This window comes from Pseudomonas sp. IT-P176 (assembly GCF_949767245.1).
Lineage (GTDB): Bacteria > Pseudomonadota > Gammaproteobacteria > Pseudomonadales > Pseudomonadaceae > Aquipseudomonas.
This window is the reverse complement of sequence record NZ_CATKPN010000031.1, coordinates 96,429-113,649: the sequence shown is the minus strand read 5'-3', so window position 1 is coordinate 113,649 and position 17,221 is coordinate 96,429. Positions and strand designations below refer to the sequence as shown.

Annotated in this window: 14 protein-coding genes; 5 read left to right on the top strand and 9 right to left on the bottom strand. The window is 61.2% G+C overall.

Annotation, left to right across the window (positions count from 1 at the left end):
- Positions 1–191: 191 nt before the first annotated feature.
- Entirely contained in the window at positions 192–863 is a 672-nt protein-coding gene (locus tag ACM6IP_RS04810) for a DNA-3-methyladenine glycosylase I (RefSeq protein ID WP_159997498.1), read from the bottom strand.
- 67 nt (positions 864–930) lie between these two features.
- Positions 931–1,755 carry a tRNA 2-thiocytidine(32) synthetase TtcA gene (gene ttcA / locus ACM6IP_RS04805; RefSeq protein ID WP_414861057.1) on the bottom strand — a complete coding sequence of 275 codons (825 nt, stop codon included), beginning with the start codon at positions 1,753–1,755 and terminating at the stop codon, positions 931–933.
- Positions 1,756–2,054: 299 nt separating this feature from the next.
- Here ttcA and ACM6IP_RS04800 point away from each other — a divergent pair, with 299 nt between their 5' ends.
- Together ACM6IP_RS04800 and ACM6IP_RS04795 are read left to right on the top strand one after the other, a co-directional pair.
- The gene (locus tag ACM6IP_RS04800; RefSeq protein ID WP_159997502.1) at positions 2,055–2,657 is read left to right on the top strand and encodes a Yip1 family protein; all 603 of its coding nucleotides are present in this window, start codon (positions 2,055–2,057) and stop codon (positions 2,655–2,657) included.
- Positions 2,658–2,839: 182 nt separating this feature from the next.
- Entirely contained in the window at positions 2,840–3,334 is a 495-nt protein-coding gene (locus ACM6IP_RS04795; RefSeq protein ID WP_095169746.1) for a SprT family zinc-dependent metalloprotease, read from the top strand.
- 63 nt (positions 3,335–3,397) lie between these two features.
- On the opposite strand, the gene ACM6IP_RS04790 is transcribed toward ACM6IP_RS04795, so the two are convergent.
- Together ACM6IP_RS04790 and ACM6IP_RS04785 are read right to left on the bottom strand one after the other, a co-directional pair.
- Positions 3,398–4,579 carry a CaiB/BaiF CoA transferase family protein gene (locus ACM6IP_RS04790; RefSeq protein ID WP_414861056.1) on the bottom strand — a complete coding sequence of 394 codons (1,182 nt, stop codon included), beginning with the start codon at positions 4,577–4,579 and terminating at the stop codon, positions 3,398–3,400.
- Between the two features lie 176 nt (positions 4,580–4,755).
- Entirely contained in the window at positions 4,756–6,090 is a 1,335-nt protein-coding gene (locus ACM6IP_RS04785) for a dicarboxylate/amino acid:cation symporter (protein ID WP_095169846.1), read from the bottom strand.
- A gap of 336 nt (positions 6,091–6,426) precedes the next feature.
- Between ACM6IP_RS04785 and ACM6IP_RS04780 the strand changes: the two genes are divergently transcribed.
- On the top strand, positions 6,427–7,425 hold the full coding sequence (locus ACM6IP_RS04780) for an AraC family transcriptional regulator (protein WP_414861055.1): 999 nt from the start codon (positions 6,427–6,429) through the stop codon (positions 7,423–7,425).
- 9 nt (positions 7,426–7,434) lie between these two features.
- Here ACM6IP_RS04780 and ACM6IP_RS04775 read toward each other — a convergent pair whose 3' ends face one another.
- The 3 genes from ACM6IP_RS04775 to ACM6IP_RS04765 all read right to left on the bottom strand — a co-directional run bounded on the left by ACM6IP_RS04775 (position 7,435) and on the right by ACM6IP_RS04765 (position 10,170).
- Complete coding sequence (locus ACM6IP_RS04775; protein ID WP_095169749.1) at positions 7,435–8,781, bottom strand: ATP-binding protein; 1,347 nt, start codon at positions 8,779–8,781, stop codon at positions 7,435–7,437.
- Positions 8,778–9,455, bottom strand: coding sequence for a response regulator (locus ACM6IP_RS04770; protein ID WP_095169750.1), 678 nt, complete (start codon positions 9,453–9,455; stop codon positions 8,778–8,780). The genes ACM6IP_RS04775 and ACM6IP_RS04770 overlap by 4 nt, the downstream gene beginning before the upstream one ends.
- Positions 9,456–9,570: 115 nt before the next feature.
- Positions 9,571–10,170: a hypothetical protein gene (locus tag ACM6IP_RS04765; RefSeq protein ID WP_414861054.1), complete on the bottom strand. Its 600-nt coding sequence runs from the start codon at positions 10,168–10,170 to the stop codon at positions 9,571–9,573.
- Positions 10,171–10,325: 155 nt separating this feature from the next.
- On the opposite strand from ACM6IP_RS04765, the gene ACM6IP_RS04760 reads away from it, so the two are divergent.
- Positions 10,326–11,051 carry a 4'-phosphopantetheinyl transferase family protein gene (locus tag ACM6IP_RS04760; protein WP_095169752.1) on the top strand — a complete coding sequence of 242 codons (726 nt, stop codon included), beginning with the start codon at positions 10,326–10,328 and terminating at the stop codon, positions 11,049–11,051.
- A 9-nt stretch (positions 11,052–11,060) separates the two neighbouring features.
- Here the strand turns inward: ACM6IP_RS04760 and ACM6IP_RS04755 are convergent, their stop codons facing one another.
- Both ACM6IP_RS04755 and ACM6IP_RS04750 read right to left on the bottom strand, forming a co-directional pair.
- On the bottom strand, positions 11,061–12,677 hold the full coding sequence (locus ACM6IP_RS04755) for an ATP-binding protein (protein WP_095169753.1): 1,617 nt from the start codon (positions 12,675–12,677) through the stop codon (positions 11,061–11,063).
- Positions 12,674–13,399, bottom strand: a complete 726-nt coding sequence (locus tag ACM6IP_RS04750) for a response regulator (RefSeq protein WP_095169754.1) — start codon at positions 13,397–13,399, stop codon at positions 12,674–12,676. Before ACM6IP_RS04750 ends, ACM6IP_RS04755 begins: the two co-directional genes overlap by 4 nt.
- A gap of 731 nt (positions 13,400–14,130) precedes the next feature.
- Between ACM6IP_RS04750 and ACM6IP_RS04745 the strand changes: the two genes are divergently transcribed.
- Positions 14,131–17,025, top strand: a complete 2,895-nt coding sequence (locus tag ACM6IP_RS04745) for a ribonucleoside-diphosphate reductase subunit alpha (protein ID WP_095169755.1) — start codon at positions 14,131–14,133, stop codon at positions 17,023–17,025.
- Positions 17,026–17,221: the final 196 nt, after the last annotated feature.

Genomic DNA, 17,221 nt, shown 5'->3' with positions numbered 1-17,221 from the left:
GGCAAGAGCCTTTTGCTTACTTTTGGGCTTTCAAAAGTGAGCCGCCGTCAGGCGGAACCATAGGTGGCCGTTACCGCAAAAATGGATATGTACGCGGTCTAATCCAACATCCTGGCCGGCCCACAGGTGAGCGAACTTCATGTGGGAGCCGCCGGGTGGCGCTCTGCTTGCCCGCGATTGGAGCGACTGGCTCAATGATTGACGGTAAAGGCCAGCATCATCGAGATCTGGCACATCGGCCGGCCACTCTCAGCATGCCACTGGTTGAAGGCGTCCTGCACCGTCGCCAGATCCCGCAGACTGGTGGGGACCTTGTCGATGATCTGCTGGGCATTCAACGCCGCAACCACGTCATAGCTGGGCACAAAGGTGTCCTTGCCAACCATGCGCAAAAACCGCGGCGCCGACAAACCGCCCATCTGATGCCCGTGCTTGGCCAGGTATTTCCATAGGCCGACGATGTCGGTCACCGGCCATTGGGCGATCAACTCGCCGAAGCTGCCCTTGTCCTTGGCTACATCGAGGATGAACTGGGCGTTGCGCGGCACACTCTTAAGCTTGCCCAGGTGGCGGATGATCCGCGCGTCCTGCATCAGGCGCTCCAGGTGTTCGGCGCCCATCAACACCACCTTGTGCGGGTCGAACTTGAAGAATACCTCCTCGAATGCCGGCCACTTGGCGTCCACCAGGCTGTGCTTGAGGCCTGCGCGGAAGACCCGCAGGGCCATGGTCGACAGGTAGCGATCATCACTGATCTTGCGCAATTGTGCCGGGGTCTTGGGGACTGGCAGATGGGCTTCCAGTTCGGCTGCCGAACCAAAGCGGTTCAGACAGTATTCGTGCAGCCACTTGTAATCGCGCATGCCCTCTCCTTTGCAAACAAATAAAAACGGCGCCCGCGAGCGCCGTCATGCCCAACCAGTGATCCGGTCAGAGATTGACCACATTGACGAAACGCGATGCCGCGCTTTCGTCGATCTTCAGGCTGGTGAAGTCAAACAGGTTACGGTCCGCCAGTTGCGACGGGATCACATTCTGCAGGCTGCGGAAGATGCTATCGCTGCGGCCCGGGGTCTTGCGCTCCCAGTCCTGAAGCATGTCCTTGACCACCTGGCGCTGCAGGTTTTCCTGGGAGCCACAGAGGTTGCATGGAATGATCGGGAACTGCTTGAAGTCGGAGTAGGCCTGGATGTCCTTCTCGTTGCAGTAGGCCAGCGGGCGAATCACCACATTACGCCCGTCATCGGCGCGCAGTTTCGGCGGCATGGCCTTGAGCGAGCCGTTGAAGAACATATTGAGGAAAAAAGTCTCGACGATGTCATCGCGATGGTGACCCAGGGCCATCTTGGTCGCACCGATTTCGTCGGCAAAGGTATAGAGCGTACCGCGACGCAGGCGCGAGCACAGCGAGCACGTGGTCTTGCCCTCCGGGATCAGCTCCTTGACCACCGAATAGGTGTCCTTTTCGACGATGTGGTACTCCACCCCCAGTTCCTTGAGGTAGGTGGGCAACACATGCTCGGGGAAACCCGGCTGCTTCTGGTCCATGTTCACCGCGACGATCTCGAACTTGATCGGCGCCACCTTCTGCAGGTGCAGCAGCACGTCGAGCATGGTGTAGCTGTCCTTGCCTCCGGACAGGCAGACCATGACCTTGTCGCCATCCTCGATCATGTTGAAGTCGGCAACGGCCTCCCCGGCCTGGCGGCGTAGACGTTTCTGCAGTTTGTTCTGGTTGACCGTAAGAGTGCCCATGGCGCTTGAAATCCGCGAGGTGTGACGAAAGGCCGGCATTTTACGCAAAAACCCGGGGCGGGCGAAGTGCCCTGCGTCTTCTACGGTTATCGACCAACCAGCAGGGCCGCTGTCATGCAGCACAGCGATTAAGCCCGGGGTTTACAGCGCGATTTGCTCTAAAGCCCCTGCTCCTGCGTGTTCCAGTCCTTTCTATACTGCGACATAAGGTCGCACACCTGAAGACCTTTACCGACTTGGCCACTGGCCCGTAGGCGCTCCGTTGGGGGGCGACAGCAATCACGTAGGAGTGACTGACTATGATCCATCACGTCGTGGGGCTTTTCACCCACCCAGATCAAGAATGGAAAGAAATCCGTGGCGACCAAGAGGAAAGCATCAGCCACATGTACCTCACCCACACGCTGATCCTGGCGGCGATTCCGGCAATTTCCGCGTTTATCGGCACGACCCAGGTGGGCTGGGTCATCGGCAGTCGGGCGCCCGTCATGCTGACCATGGAAAGCGCGCTCTGGATGACCATCATGTCGTACCTGGCGATGCTGGGCGGGGTCGCGGTCATGGGCGCGTTCATTCACTGGATGGCCCGCACCTATGACGCTACACCGAGCCTGGCGCGCTGTGTCGCCTTTGCCACGTACACCGCCACGCCGTTGTTCATCGGCGGCCTGGCCGCGCTGTATCCACATATGTGGCTGGGCATGATCGTCGGCACCGCGGCTATCTGCTACACGGTCTACCTGTTGTATGTCGGCTTGCCGACCTTCATGAACATTCCAACGGACGAAGGGTTTCTCTTCTCAAGTTCAGTGCTTGCCGTAGGGCTGGTGGTGTTGGTGGCGATCATGGCCTTCACCGTCATTGTCTGGGGCCTGGGCGTCGGCCCGGTCTATACCAACTAAACCAACATTCAACGCAAGCCGCTGGAGCGAGCAAGGGACGCCGCCCATGAAACAAACGAGGATCTGCCAATACCGGCCGCCGCAAGGCGGCCTTTTGCTGGGACCACGACCATTCGGCAGCCAGGCGATTCGCAATGGCCTGGGTTTGCAGCATACTTGTGGCCTCTGGAGATCCGTTAAGCATGCCCGAGCAACTCAATACCCGCGTCGAAGACTGTTTCCAACAAGCCGAATCCTTTTTCAAACGCCCTTTCAAGCGCCCGGTGGTCAGCCTCAAGTTGCGCGGGCAGAAGGCCGGCGTGGCACACCTGCACGAAAACCTGCTGCGCTTCAATCCGCAGTTGTACCGCGAGAACAGTGAAGATTTCCTCAAGCAGACCGTGGCCCACGAAGTCGCGCACCTGATCGCACACCAGTTGTTTGGCGAGCGCATTGCACCCCACGGTGAGGAATGGCAACTGATCATGCGCGGCGTCTATGAACTGCCGCCCGACCGTTGCCATACCTACGCTATTAAACGCCGCAGCGTGACCCGCTACATCTACCGCTGCCCGTGCGCCAACAGCGACTTCCCGTTTTCGGCCCAGCGCCATAGCCTGGTACGCCAGGGCCGGCGTTACCTGTGTCGGCGTTGTCGGCAGACATTGGTGTTTACCGGGGAGTCGCGGGTCGAATAGTGGGATAGGCAGAGCCTTACCTGGCCCTATCGCGAGCAGGCTCGCTGCGAACCTGCGTCACCTCTAGAGAATGACCTTGGTCCGCCGCAAATCGTCGATCCGTTGCTCGCTGTAACCCAACTCGTGCAACACCTGGCTGGTGTGCGCCCCCAGCGTCGCACCGATATTGCGTGGTTGCGGCAAACCTTCGGAGAACTTCAACGGGCAAGCCATTTGTGCCTGGCTGCTGCCATCGCCGCGCGGTACCTGGGTCACCAGCTCCCGTGCCTTGAGCTGGGGATGGGCCACCGCTTCGGCCACGCTGAGTACCGGCTCGACACAGGCATCGACGTCGGCAAACAGCGCACACAGGTCGCTGAAGTCGCGCTTTTCGAATTCGATCTGCAAGGCCAGCTTCAGGGCCTGTTGCTGTTCGGGTTTAGGCGACAGCCCCTGGGCCGCCAACTCGGGACGACCGAGGGCGGTGCACAATTGCTGCATGAAGTTGGGCTCCAGACTGCCCACCGACATCCAGCGTCCATCCCGGCTGCGGTAGTAGTCGTAGAAGCTGCCACCGTTGAGCATCTGCTCCTCGCACCCCGGCTCCACGCCACACGCCAGGTACCCCGCCCCGGCCATCGCGTTCAGGCTGAATGCGCAGTCAGTCATGCTCACATCCAGGTGCTGGCCCTGCCCGCTCTGCTGCCGGGCAATCACCGCGGCCAACAGGCCGATCACCCCGTGCAGTGAACCACCAGCGATGTCCGCCGCCTGGAACCCCAGCGGTAACGGCCCGCTGTCGGCACGCCCGGTGTAGCTGGCCAGGCCAGCCAGCGCCAGGTAGTTGAGGTCGTGCCCGGCGCGGTCCTTGTAGGGGCCGGTCTGGCCGTAGCCGGTGATCGACACGTAGATCAGTCGCGGGTTGATCGCCCTCAGCGCCTCATACCCCAGCCCCAGCCGTTCCATTACCCCGGGGCGAAATTGCTCCAGCAAGATGTCGTGGTCCTGCAGCAGTTGCTTGACCACCTCCAGCGCCGCGGGTTGCTTGAGGTCCAACGCCAGGCTGCGCTTGTTGCGGTTGAGGTAGGCGTGGCTGGCCGAGATGCCCTGGTCATGGGGCGGTAGCACCCGCAGCAGGTCCATGCGGGTTGGCGATTCGATGCGCAGCACCTCGGCCCCCATGTCCGCCAGCAACAGCGAGGCGAAGGGCCCCGGCAACAGTGTCGAGAAATCCAGAACCTTGAGTGATGCCAGTGGACCCTGCATAAGCCATCTCCTTGAGCGATACCTGCAGACTAGGCAGCCGTCCGCCTGACGGCAATCACCTTAACCGTCAGGACGGGTGACCTTTGCGCTCAGGGCGCTGCCGCGAGCAGGTTTGGCTCCCGCCCCGCAGGCAACAAAAAACCCGCCGTAGCGGGTTTTTCATTGACGTGCGTGAGTTACTTCAAGGAAGTCGGGGCCGGGCCTTCGGCCACACCCAGGTCATCCATTTCACGATCATCGGAGATACCACGACCACCGGACGCCAGCTCGACTTGCAGCTTGTCTTCGTCCAGCTCCTTGACCCACTTGGCCACCACCAGGGTCGCAACAGCGTTACCCACCAGGTTGGTCAGCGCCCGCGCTTCGGACATGAAGCGGTCGATACCGAGGATCAGCGCCAAGCCGGCCACCGGCAGGTGGCCAACAGCCGAGAGGGTTGCAGCCAACACGATGAAGCCACTACCGGTCACGCCTGCAGCACCTTTGGAGGACAACAACAGCACCAGCAGCAAGGTGATCTGGTGAGTGATGTCCATGTGGGTGTCAGTCGCCTGGGCGATGAACACGGCCGCCATGGTCAGGTAGATCGAAGTACCGTCCAGGTTGAACGAGTAGCCCGTTGGAATCACCAGGCCTACCACCGATTTCTGTGCGCCCAGGCGTTCCATTTTGATCAGCATGCGTGGCAGCGCCGATTCGGACGAGGAAGTACCCAGTACGATCAACAGCTCTTCACGGATGTAGCGGATCAGTTTCAGTACGCTGAAGCCGTGAGCACGGCAGATCGCACCCAGTACCAGCACCACGAACAGCACGCAGGTGATGTAGAAGCAGATCATCAACTGGCCCAGTTGCACCAGCGAGCCAACGCCGTAGGCACCGATGGTGAAGGCCATGGCACCCAGCGCACCGATTGGCGCCAGTTTCATGATCATGTTGATGATGTTGAACATCACGTGGGCGAAACGATCGATGAAGTCCAGCACCGGCTTGCCGTAGGCACCCAGGCGGTGCAGGGCGAAACCGAAGATCACCGAGAACATCAGGACCTGCAGGATGTCACCGTTGGCGAAGGCGCCGACAATGGTGTTCGGGATCACGTTGAGAATGAAGCCGACGATGCTCTGGTCCTTGCCGGCCGTGACATAGGCCGCGACTTTGGAGGCGTCGAGGGTGGTCACATCGATGTGCATGCCGGCGCCCGGTTGCACCACGTTGACCACGACCAGGCCGATCAGCAGGGCGATGGTGGAAACGATTTCGAAGTAGAGCAGCGCGTAGCCGCCGGTTTTGCCCACCGACTTCATGTTCTGCATGCCCGCGATACCGCTGACTACGGTGCAGAAGATGATGGGTGCAATGACCATCTTGATCAGTTTGATGAACCCGTCACCCAGTGGCTTGAGCGCCACCCCGGTCTGCGGATAGAAGTGACCGAGCAAGATGCCGATAACGATGGCAACGATTACCTGGAAATACAGGGATTTGTACAGTGGCTGACGAGTCGTCATTGCAAAGTTCCTCAAGAGCACCGCGTTGTCATCATCCATCTGATGCAAACGACGCCTAAAGTGCGAACCCTCCTGCACTGGAGGGATTTGTTGTGGCGAGCTGCGCGCTGGCAGACCTCTTGGCCTTATTGCAGAGCTCGTGCCACCTTTGCCAAATCCCTCACAAGCCGCTTGCCACAAGGGCTGCAGCACTTTCCACGGTGCGGCGCGCAGGAGCCACTTGGCGGATTCCCGCCCAATGCCCGAATCGAGTCCTGCAATTTGGCGGAAATCCGCCTTGTCCCATCCGGGAGGGCTGGCTAAGATCCGCCACTCAATGGCCGGACCCCACTCCCCATGCGCGAACGCACCATCGCCAGTCATTTCGCCCGCGCCGCCACCGGTGGCGCCCGGCGGATGGGCTATGACTATGCAGAGCTGTTGCACCAGCTCGGGATCAGCGCCGAATTGCTCGACGAGCCCCGCGCCCGGATCGCGCCGGAGCAATTCAGCGCCCTGTTGCAAGGCCTGTGGCTGGCGCTGGATGACGAGTACCTGGGCTTGGCCCGCAGTCCCAGCAAGCGCGGGACTTTCGCCATGATGTGCCACGCCCTGATTCACTGCAGCACGCTGGAGAAAGCCTTGGGGCGCGGCCTGTTGTTTTACAGCCTGTTTGCCGACTCGCCAGGCCTGACCCTGACCCGGGAAGAGCAATGGGTGCGCTTGAGCCTGGATGATTCGCAGCTGCGCGACCCCGATCACTTTCTCAGCGAAAGCCTGCTGGTGATCTGGCATCGCCTTGGCAGTTGGTTGATCGGCCAGCGCATCGCCCTCGAGCAGGCCAGTTTCAGTTACCCGAAACCCGGACATGGCGCCGAATACGACCTGCTGTTCCCTTGCCCACTCGAGTTCGCCGCCCAGCGCACCAGCCTGCTGTTTCACAGTCGCTACCTGGGCATGCCGCTGTTGCAGGACGAACGAACCCTCAAGCACTTTCTGGAACGCTCACCGGCCGACCTGCTGTCACGCCCGGATGACGGCGACAGCCTGAGCAGTCAGTTGCGCCGCCTGCTCAGCCGTGACAGCAGCCGCTGGCCCGATCTGGAAGCCGTGGCGGCGCACCTGCACATCAGCCCGCAAACCCTGCGTCGGCACTTGCGCGAAGAGGGTTCGAGTTTTCAGGAATTGAAGGATCAGTTGCGCCGCGATATCGCGATCTATCATCTGCGTCGCGCCGACCTGTCGTTGCAACAGATCGCCTGGCAATTGGGCTTTTCCGAACCCTCGGCGTTTCACCGGGCGTTCAAGAAATGGACCGGCCTGACCCCGGGCGCCTATCGCGCCCAGGACAGTTGAAGCGCGGCTTCACGCCAGCGGGAAATGAATCCGGAAGGCCGCCCCGCCCAGGGCCGAATCGCCAAGGGTCAGCTGGGCGCCGTAGCTTTCGATGATGTCCTTGACCACAGCCAGGCCAATGCCCTGCCCCGGATGCTGGCGGTCCAGGCGTTCGCCACGCTGGAGGATCCGCGCCCGTTGATCCTCTGGTACACCCGGCCCGTCGTCTTCAACGCAGACTTCGATGCTGGCACGGGTCTGACGCAGGCTGATCCGCACTTCGCCGAGACATAGACGGTAGGCGTTTTCCAACAGGTTGCCGAGCATTTCCAGCAAGGCACCCTGCTCGATCGGCACATAACAGGACTGCGGCAAGTCGAAGCTGGTACGCACCCGTTTGTCGCGATAGACCTTGTCCAGGGTGTCGCACAGGCTCTTGAGTACCGGCTGTAACTGCACCTGGTGCCGCACCAGCCCGCTTTTACGCAGGCTGGCACGCTGCAACTGGTAGCTGATCTGCTGGCTCATGCGCTCGATCTGCGTTTGCAGGACCCACGCCTGCTCGCGCTCTTCGGGACGCTGGGCCATGTCCTCGCTGACGCCTTGGAGGACCGCCAGGGGGGTTTTCAGACTGTGGGCCAGATCGTCCAGCGAGTCGCGGTAGCGGCTGCGTTGCTCGCGCTCGCTGCTCAGCAAGCGGTTCAGCGAGCCGGTCAGGCGCAACAGTTCGCGCGGGTGTTCTTCACTGAGGCTTTCCAGGTCACCGCTTTCAATCTGGTCGAGCTCCTGGCTCAGGCGCCGCAACGCGCGCAGGCCCCAGGTCAGGCCGATCCACAGCAGCGCCAGCAACACCAGCAAGGCTGCGCCAAATCCCAGGTAGAGATTTTCCCGCAGGCCTTCGAGTGTCTGCTGGTACTCGCGCACCGGCTGCAGCGCAACGATACTGAATGCCGCACTTTTGCCGCCCAGCAGTTTGACTTCGACGTCATAGACGAAGAACTCCTGGCCGTCGGCCTCACGAATACGCGCAAACTCATTGCCGCGCCCGTCATAACGCGGCTTGTAATTGATGTGTTCGTCCTGGGTCGCCCGCGAGCGCCAGACCAGTTGCCCTTCGCGGTCGTAGATGTAGCCCAGCAGGCGACTGTCGGCGAGATTGAAGCGCTCGTCCGGCAACTGCGAAGGCATCATCAACTGTTTGTTCTCGATCCGTGCCGCAGAAATCAGCGTGGTGACGTCCGAGGCCAGGCGCTGTTCGATCGAATCTTCCAGCGCCAGGCTGAAGGCGCCCTGCATGGCTGGCAACAGCGCCAGCATGAACAGCACCGCCAAGGTGGTAGCTGCCAGCATCAGGCGCAGGCGAAGGGAGCGAATCACTGGCAGCGCTCGTTGAACAGGTAGCCCAGGCCTCGCACGGTCTCGATCGGCTTGAACCCGGCCGGCGCTTCAAGCTTGCGCCGCAAACGCCCGACCAGCACTTCAATCACGTTCGGATCGCGCTCGTCGTCATCCGGGTAGAGCTGCTCCATCAGGCGGTCCTTGGCGACCACTTGCTGATGATGGCGCATCAGGTACTCGAGGATCCGGTATTCATAGGCGGTCAGGGCCAACGGCTGCTCGTCGAGACTGGCCTGCTTGCGGTTGAGGTCCAGCAACAGCGGGCCGGCGATTATCGTCGACTGGGTAAAACCGCTGGAGCGGCGCAGCAAGGCATTCAGGCGCGCATCCAGCTCTTCGAACTGGAATGGCTTGACCACGTAATCATCGGCACCAGCGGCGAGGCCTTCGACCTTGTCCTGCCAGTTGCCGCGTGCGGTGAGGATCAGGATCGGGAAGGTCTTGCCTTGCGATCGCAACTGGCGAATCAGGTCCAACCCCCCCATGCCCGGCAGGCCGAGGTCGATCACTGCCAGGTCATGGTTGTATTGACCGGACTGGTACAACGCCTCTTCGGCGTTGGCCACGGACTCGACCACATGGCCATTTTCAGTCAGGCGGGTATGCAGATGATGGCGCAATAGCGCCTCGTCTTCGACGACCAGTAATTTCATAACGCTCTCCCAGGCAAATCAACCACTCCACGGGTGCCATGCACCCAGCTTACCGACATGCCTGCGCCGGATCACCTCTAGGGCCGATCCGGCGCAGGTCCTGCTTGCCCGATGATTAGAAAGCGTAGTTGGCGGACAGGTAGGTCTGGGCGCTGCTGTCCAGGCTCAAGGAGCCCCGCTTGCTGCCTTGGGCACTCATTTCAGTGCTGGCATTGCTGCGCAGGTAACGGTACCCCAATTCCACCGAGGCGTTCTTGGAAACCTGTTGCAGGACACCGCCTTGCACGCCCAGGGCATAACCGATATCGCTGTCGCGGCTGTAGCCCGGCGAATCCTGGGTGAGTTTGGTCAGGCCGGCGCTAGCGCCAGCGAACAGCTTGGTGCTGCTGGTCACGGGCAGGAACAGGTCGTAACTGCCGAGGAGGTTTTCCTGGCGCAGCTTGATGCCGTTGTGGCTGCCGGAAACGTTGTCGTAGGTGGCGTAGTAACGACGGTCATTGTTCTGCTGACCGAGACGCAGACCCCAGGTGGTGTCCTTGCCAATCACACCGTTGGCATTCGGGTGATCGAGGTTGCTGTTAAGCAGGCTGGATTTTTTCACCTTGTCGCTGGTCTGCCCCAGGGTCAGGCTGGCGAAGTTGTCGTCAGCGGCGTGAACCACGGCGCTGGCGCCCAGGACAGTCATGGCCAGAATGAGCTTTTTGAAGTGGGTCATGTTGAGTTTCCTCGTTCGCAATGTGTTTTTAGGTGATGCGCTCAGGTTAACCACCCCCCACTGAACTCCCCCTGAACACACGCTGAACCCTGGCTGAACAAGCTCGACACTCCTCAGCACTACCCAGCCACGCGACTAATCGGCAAAATGCCGCAATGAATCCGCCCCCCTCCCTGCCCGCCTGCTGCACGCCGCTCGACGACCAATGGCCGTTGCCTGATTCGCTGCCTGGCACAGTCCTGCTCAGCACACGCTTCGATCCCTCATTACTGGCGCTCGACGATTTCCGTCGCAGCCAGATCGAGCCGCCACCGAGCATCCAGCGCTCGGTGGCCAAGCGTCAGGCCGAGTTTCTTGCGGGGCGACTGTGTGCACGTGCTGCACTGCAAAAATTGCAGGGGCTGGACTGCAGTCCGGCAATTGGCGAAGACCGGGCGCCGGTCTGGCCGCCCGGCATCTGCGGCTCGATTACCCACAGCACTGGGCACGCCGCCGCCATCGTTGCGCAAAACACCGACTGGCGCGGCCTGGGCATGGACCTGGAAAACCTGCTCACCACCGAGCGTGCCGAACGCCTGGCCGGTGAGATCCTCACCCCGGCGGAGCTCAAGCGGATGACGGCCGGCCGGCGCGAACAACTGGCCTTGTGGGTGACCCTGACGTTCTCGGTCAAGGAAAGCCTGTTCAAGGCCCTGTACCCCATCGTCCAGAAACGCTTCTACTTCGAGCATGCCGAAGTGCTGGAATGGACCGACCGCGGGCAGGTGCGCCTGCGCCTGCTGACGGACTTGTCCGGTGAATGGCGCAATGGCACCGAGCTGGATGCGCAGTTCGCGGTAAAAGCGGGGCAATTGTTGAGCCTGGTGAGTATCCGGGCCTGATTAGACAGGTCAGCGCTCGGGCTTTTCCTGGTTGCGCGGCCAGCTCAGGCTGAAACACGCCCCGCCCAGGTTCTTGCTCTGGCTGATCAACGCGCGCCCGCCATGCCAGTGCACGATCCGGCGCACGATGGACAACCCCAGACCGTGCCCCCCCGAGGCTCGGGTGCGGCTGTCGTCCAGGCGCAGAAAGGGTGTGAAGATTTTTTCCCAGGCACTTTCCGGCACTCCCGGGCCGTCGTCCTCGACATCCACCCGGCAGCGCTGCTGCCCGACCTGATAGCTGATCGAGACCTGCCCCTGGGCATGGCGCATGGCATTGCCCACCAGGTTCTGCAACGCCCGGTGCAGGTAACGCGGCTCGGCCTCGACCCAGGCGCCGTCGCAGTCGGCTGCCGACAGGCACAACCCGCGCTGCACCCGGACCTCGGCGCGTAGTGGTGCCAGTTCGCTGATCACTTGATTGACCAGGGCATCGAGGTCGACCCGCTGAAAAACCAGCGCCGGCGAACCCTGCTCCAGCCGTGCATAGGTGAGCATCTCGTCCACCAGGCCATCGAGGTCCTGGATGTCGTGGTCCATGCCTTCGAGGTACTTGTCCCGCGCTTGCGCGGTGGACGCCGTGCTGATCATCTCCAGGCCAAACCGCAAGCGCGCCACCGGCGTACGCAACTCATGGGACACTGCACGCACCAGTTCGCGCTGGATCGCCAGCAATTGCTGCAAGTGCTCGGCCATGCCGTTGAACGCTGCCGCCAGCCGCCCTACCGAGTCCGCGCCCCGGGTCGGCACACGGGTTTCCAGGCTGCCCTTGGCGATGCGCGTGGCGGCCGACTCCAGGCCGCTGAGGCGCCGCTCCAGCTGGCGTACCAGCAGGTAGACGATCAGGCCGATCAGGCTCAGCCCCAGGGCCGCAATCAACACCAGCCACTGCGGCGGATACGGATTCATCTGGTACAGGGGGCCGATTTCCAGCACCCATGGCGTGCCCACCATCCCGGCAAACACCCGGATCGAATCGCCCTCCTTGCCCAGCGCCATCACGGTGTCGCCCTCGGACACCCGGCGGCTCTGGTCTTCGTCCATGTCCGCCTGGTCCACCGTGACCAGTTGCAGCTCGAAGCCAAACCCCTTGTCTTTTTTCAAGGCCTCCAGGCGCTTCGGTTGTTCGGCCACCGGGTAGCGCACCAGTTCATCAGCCAACAGATAAATAGTCGCCCGTGCCAGTTGCTCGCTGATCTGCTGCACTTCCCCCGTCAGCACCAACTGCTCCTGCTCGCTGACCAGCCGGTAGACCTTTGCCGCATGAGGCCCGGTCTGTTCCACCAGCGCCTGGCCACGCAATACCCGGGTGCGTTCGCCCAGATCGAGGCCGGTTTGGCTGAAGGTCTGCAGGTTGAGGGGAATACCCAGCAAGCGCTCCCACACCAACAGCGCACGCCGGCGCTCGGTGAGGTTCATCGGCTGCAGGTTGTCGGCCATCAGGGAAAACGTACCGTGGGCCAGGCGCTCGCGGTATTGCTCGCTGCGCACTTCGTTGAGCAGGTGCAAGGCCAGGACCCCGAGGGCGGCCACCAGAATCAGCGCCGCACACATGCCGCCGTAGATGCGCAGGAAGATCGAGTTCACAGCGGCTGGTCTACGCAGGCTTCGGGAACGAACAGGTAGCCCTTGCTGCGGATGGTCTTGATCAGGCGCGGGTGGTCCGGGTCATCGCCGATTTTCGGGCGGATGCGTGAAATGCGCACATCGATGGAGCGATCCTGGCCGTCATAGCCGATGCCGCGCAACGCGGTGAAAATTTCCTCGCGGGACAAAATTCGCCCGGCATTGGCCACCAGCAGCCAGAGCAGGTCGAATTCGGCACTGGTCAATTCGATGCCCTGGTCATGCAGCCAGGCTTCGCGCAGGGCGTTGTCGACCACCAGCGGGCCGAACTGCAGGCGCCGCAGCTTTTGCGGCGCGGCCGGTTCGGGCGCCTCGCTGCGCCGCAGCAAGGCCTGGATGCGCGCCAGCAGCAGCCGCGGACGCACCGGCTTGCACACGTAGTCATCGGCGCCCATGTCCAGACCCTGGATCTGATCCATGTCATCGGTGCGCGCCGTGAGCATCAGGATCGGCCCATCGTAGTGGTCGCGAACCTTGCGGCAGATGGTCAACCCGTCTTCGCCGGGCAGCATCAGGTCAAGGATCACCAGGTCCGGCTGCTCGGCAATGATCCGCGCCGCCGCCAATGCGCCGTTGCCTTCGATGGTTACCTGCAATCCATTGCTTTCCAGGTACTCACGAGTCAACTCAGCCAGGCGCTGGTCGTCCTCGACAATCAATACCTGCCAGGCTTCTTGCTCCACGGGTGACCTCTGCTTGCCAGAACACTATTAAGGAAGGCTCCACTCATCTTTTTGTCATCTTTGAAGTGGATAAGACTGCTTACACAGCGCCCGATTGTAGCAACGCCCACCCTTGAGAACACAAGCTGGCAAATGCGCTCGGTAACCGGGATTTTTTGTGATAGGGTTCGCGCCCGCAAAAATCCCCCCAGGCTATTTTTCTGGGTAATAAACAGTGACAAACGGTCGACCCCAGCAGGGTCGCGGCCTACACGACGATTGGCTGTTTCATACACATTTTACGCACAGCTTTATCCACAGGTAGTACGTTGCAATCACCCCCCAAAACGCATTATCTTGTAGCTCGCGCTCAGAAAAACCCTACATATAGGGTTTTGAGGCAAAAACCAAACACAAATCAGACAAGAAACTCAAGTGCTTTTCTTGCATGTTTTTGGTTGAACCAAACTCTTTTTCAGAAGCCCAAACCGCTCCCGCGGATGGCAACTGTTTTTCCGCCCAAAACGGCAAAAACGGTACGGGTGTTGCAGTCGTTTACTGTCACCCCAACGGAATTCGGTTTCCAGCCCCTGGCTTGAAACCAAAGACTTCGGCATGGAAGCGGCGCCCGACGGCCCCTTCCTACTGTCCCGAAGTTGTTATGCCCGGCGCTTGCCGGTTGTAGTGCTTCAGGACGGAACGGTGGGCACCTTCATGGTGCCCAAACAAACATAGAGAATGTGGAGACACCCATGCAAACCGACACAACTCGCGAGAACCCGCAGGGCACCTTGCCGCAGGGCGCAGATTCGAATTCCGATCTGTCCGCCACTGCGCCAGGCCAACTGCGCGTGATCAAGCGTAACGGCACTGTCGTTCCTTACACCGATGACAAGATCACCGTCGCCATCACCAAAGCGTTTCTCGCAGTTGAAGGCGGCACCGCTGCCGCCTCGTCGCGAATCCACGACACCGTTGCGCGCCTGACCGAGCAGGTCACCGCGACCTTCAAGCGTCGCATGCCATCGGGCGGCACCATCCATATCGAAGAAATCCAGGACCAGGTCGAACTGGCCCTGATGCGTGCTGGCGAGCAGAAAGTAGCTCGCGACTACGTGATCTACCGTGACGCCCGCTCCAAGGAGCGCGCAGTCCGCGCCCCGGCCGAAGACGCGGTGCAGGCGCACCCTTCGATCCGCATCACCCGCGCCGATGGCACTTTCGCGCCACTGGACATGGGCCGCCTGAACACCATCGTGACCGAGGCCTGCGAAGGCCTGGAAGAGGTCGACGGCGACCTGATCCAGCGCGAAACCCTGAAAAACCTGTACGACGGCGTGGCCCTGACCGACGTCAACACCGCCCTGGTGATGACCGCGCGGACCCTGGTCGAGCGTGAGCCGAACTACTCGTTCGTCACCGCCCGCCTGCTGATGGACACCCTGCGTGCCGAAGGCCTGGGCTTCCTCGGCGTCGCCGAAAGCGCGACCCACCACGAAATGGTCGACCTGTACGCCAAGGCACTGCCGGCCTACATCGCCAAGGGTATCGAATTCGAATTGCTGAACCCGATCCTGGCCACCTTCGACCTGGAAAAACTGGGCAAGGCGATCAACCACGAGCGCGACCAGCAGTTCACCTACCTGGGCCTGCAAACCCTGTACGACCGTTACTTCATCCACAAGGATGGCGTGCGCTTCGAACTGCCGCAGATCTTCTTCATGCGCGTGGCCATGGGCCTGGCGATCGAAGAGAAGCACAAAGAAGACCGTGCGATCGAGTTCTACAACCTGCTGTCGTCCTTCGACTACATGTCGTCGACCCCGACCCTGTTCAACGCCGGCACCCTGCGTCCACAGCTCTCGAGCTGCTACCTGACCACCGTGCCGGATGACCTGTCGGGCATCTACCACGCGATCCACGACAACGCCATGCTGTCGAAATTCGCCGGCGGCCTGGGCAACGACTGGACTCCGGTACGTGCCCTGGGTTCGTACATCAAGGGCACCAACGGCAAGTCCCAAGGCGTGGTTCCGTTCCTCAAGGTAGTGAACGACACCGCCGTAGCCGTCAACCAGGGTGGCAAGCGCAAAGGCGCTGTGTGCGCCTACCTGGAAACCTGGCACATGGACATCGAAGAGTTCATCGAGCTGCGTAAGAACACCGGTGATGACCGTCGTCGTACCCACGACATGAACACCGCCAACTGGATCCCTGACCTGTTCATGAAGCGCGTCTTCGATGACGGCCCGTGGACCCTGTTCTCGCCCTCCGAAGTGCCAGACCTGCACGACCTGACCGGCAAGGCCTTCGAAGAGCGCTACGAGTACTACGAAGCCCTGTCCCAGTACCCGGGCAAGATCAAGCTGTTCAAGACCATCCAGGCCAAAGACCTGTGGCGCAAAATGCTCTCCATGCTGTTTGAAACCGGCCACCCATGGCTGACCTTCAAAGACCCGTGCAACCTGCGCAGCCCGCAGCAGCACGTAGGCGTGGTCCATAGCTCGAACCTGTGCACCGAGATCACCTTGAACACCAACAAGGACGAGATCGCCGTTTGCAACCTGGGCTCGATCAACCTGCCGAACCACATCGTCAACGGCAAGCTGGACACCGCCAAGCTGGAACGCACCGTGAACACCGCCGTACGCATGCTCGATAACGTTATCGACATCAACTACTACTCGGTGCCACAAGCGCAGAACTCCAACTTCAAGCACCGTCCGGTCGGCCTGGGCATCATGGGTTTCCAGGACGCCTTGTACCTGCAGCACATCCCTTACGGCTCCGACGCTGCCGTCGAATTTGCCGACAAGTCGATGGAAGCGGTCAGCTACTACGCGATCCAGGCCTCCTGCGACCTGGCCGACGAGCGTGGCGCCTACGAGACGTTCCAGGGTTCGCTGTGGTCCAAGGGCATCCTGCCACTGGACTCGCAACAGATCCTGATCGAAGCCCGTGGCCAGAAGTACATCGACGTTGACCTGAACGAATCCCTGGACTGGGCACCGGTACGTGCCCGTGTACAGAAAGGCATTCGTAACTCCAACATCATGGCCATCGCACCGACCGCGACCATCGCCAACATCACTGGCGTATCGCAGTCGATCGAACCGACCTACCAGAACCTCTATGTGAAATCGAACCTGTCGGGCGAATTCACCGTGATCAACCCGTACCTGGTTCGCGACCTCAAGGCTCGTGGCCTGTGGGACTCGGTCATGATCAACGACCTGAAGTACTACGACGGTTCGGTGCAACAGATCGAGCGCATCCCGCAAGAACTCAAAGAGCTCTACGCGACTGCCTTCGAAGTGGACACCAAGTGGATCGTTGACGCGGCCAGCCGTCGTCAGAAGTGGATCGACCAGGCCCAATCGCTGAACCTGTACATCGCTGGCGCATCGGGCAAGAAGCTCGACGTGACCTACCGCATGGCCTGGTACCGTGGTCTGAAAACCACTTACTACCTCCGTGCCCTGGCCGCGACCAGCACCGAGAAGTCGACCATCAACACCGGCAAGCTGAACGCTGTTTCCAGCGGCGGCAACCACGGTGACGACTCGGTCCTGGCAGCTCCAGCAGGTCCTGCACCAGTGCCGAAGGCTTGCGCCATCGACGAGCCGGATTGCGAAGCTTGCCAATAAGCTAAGCCCGTAGGCGCCACCCGGCGCTTACCCAAAACCCCCGCCAGGTCCTCCGGACTTGCCGGGGGTTTTCTTTTGCCTGCCCATCCGTAGGAGCAAGGCTTGCCCGCGAACAGCCCCTGCGGACGCTGGCTGCCAGCGAATATCGTATTGTTGCTGAGTGCATCGCGGGCAATGGTCGACTCGTTGGTGGTTG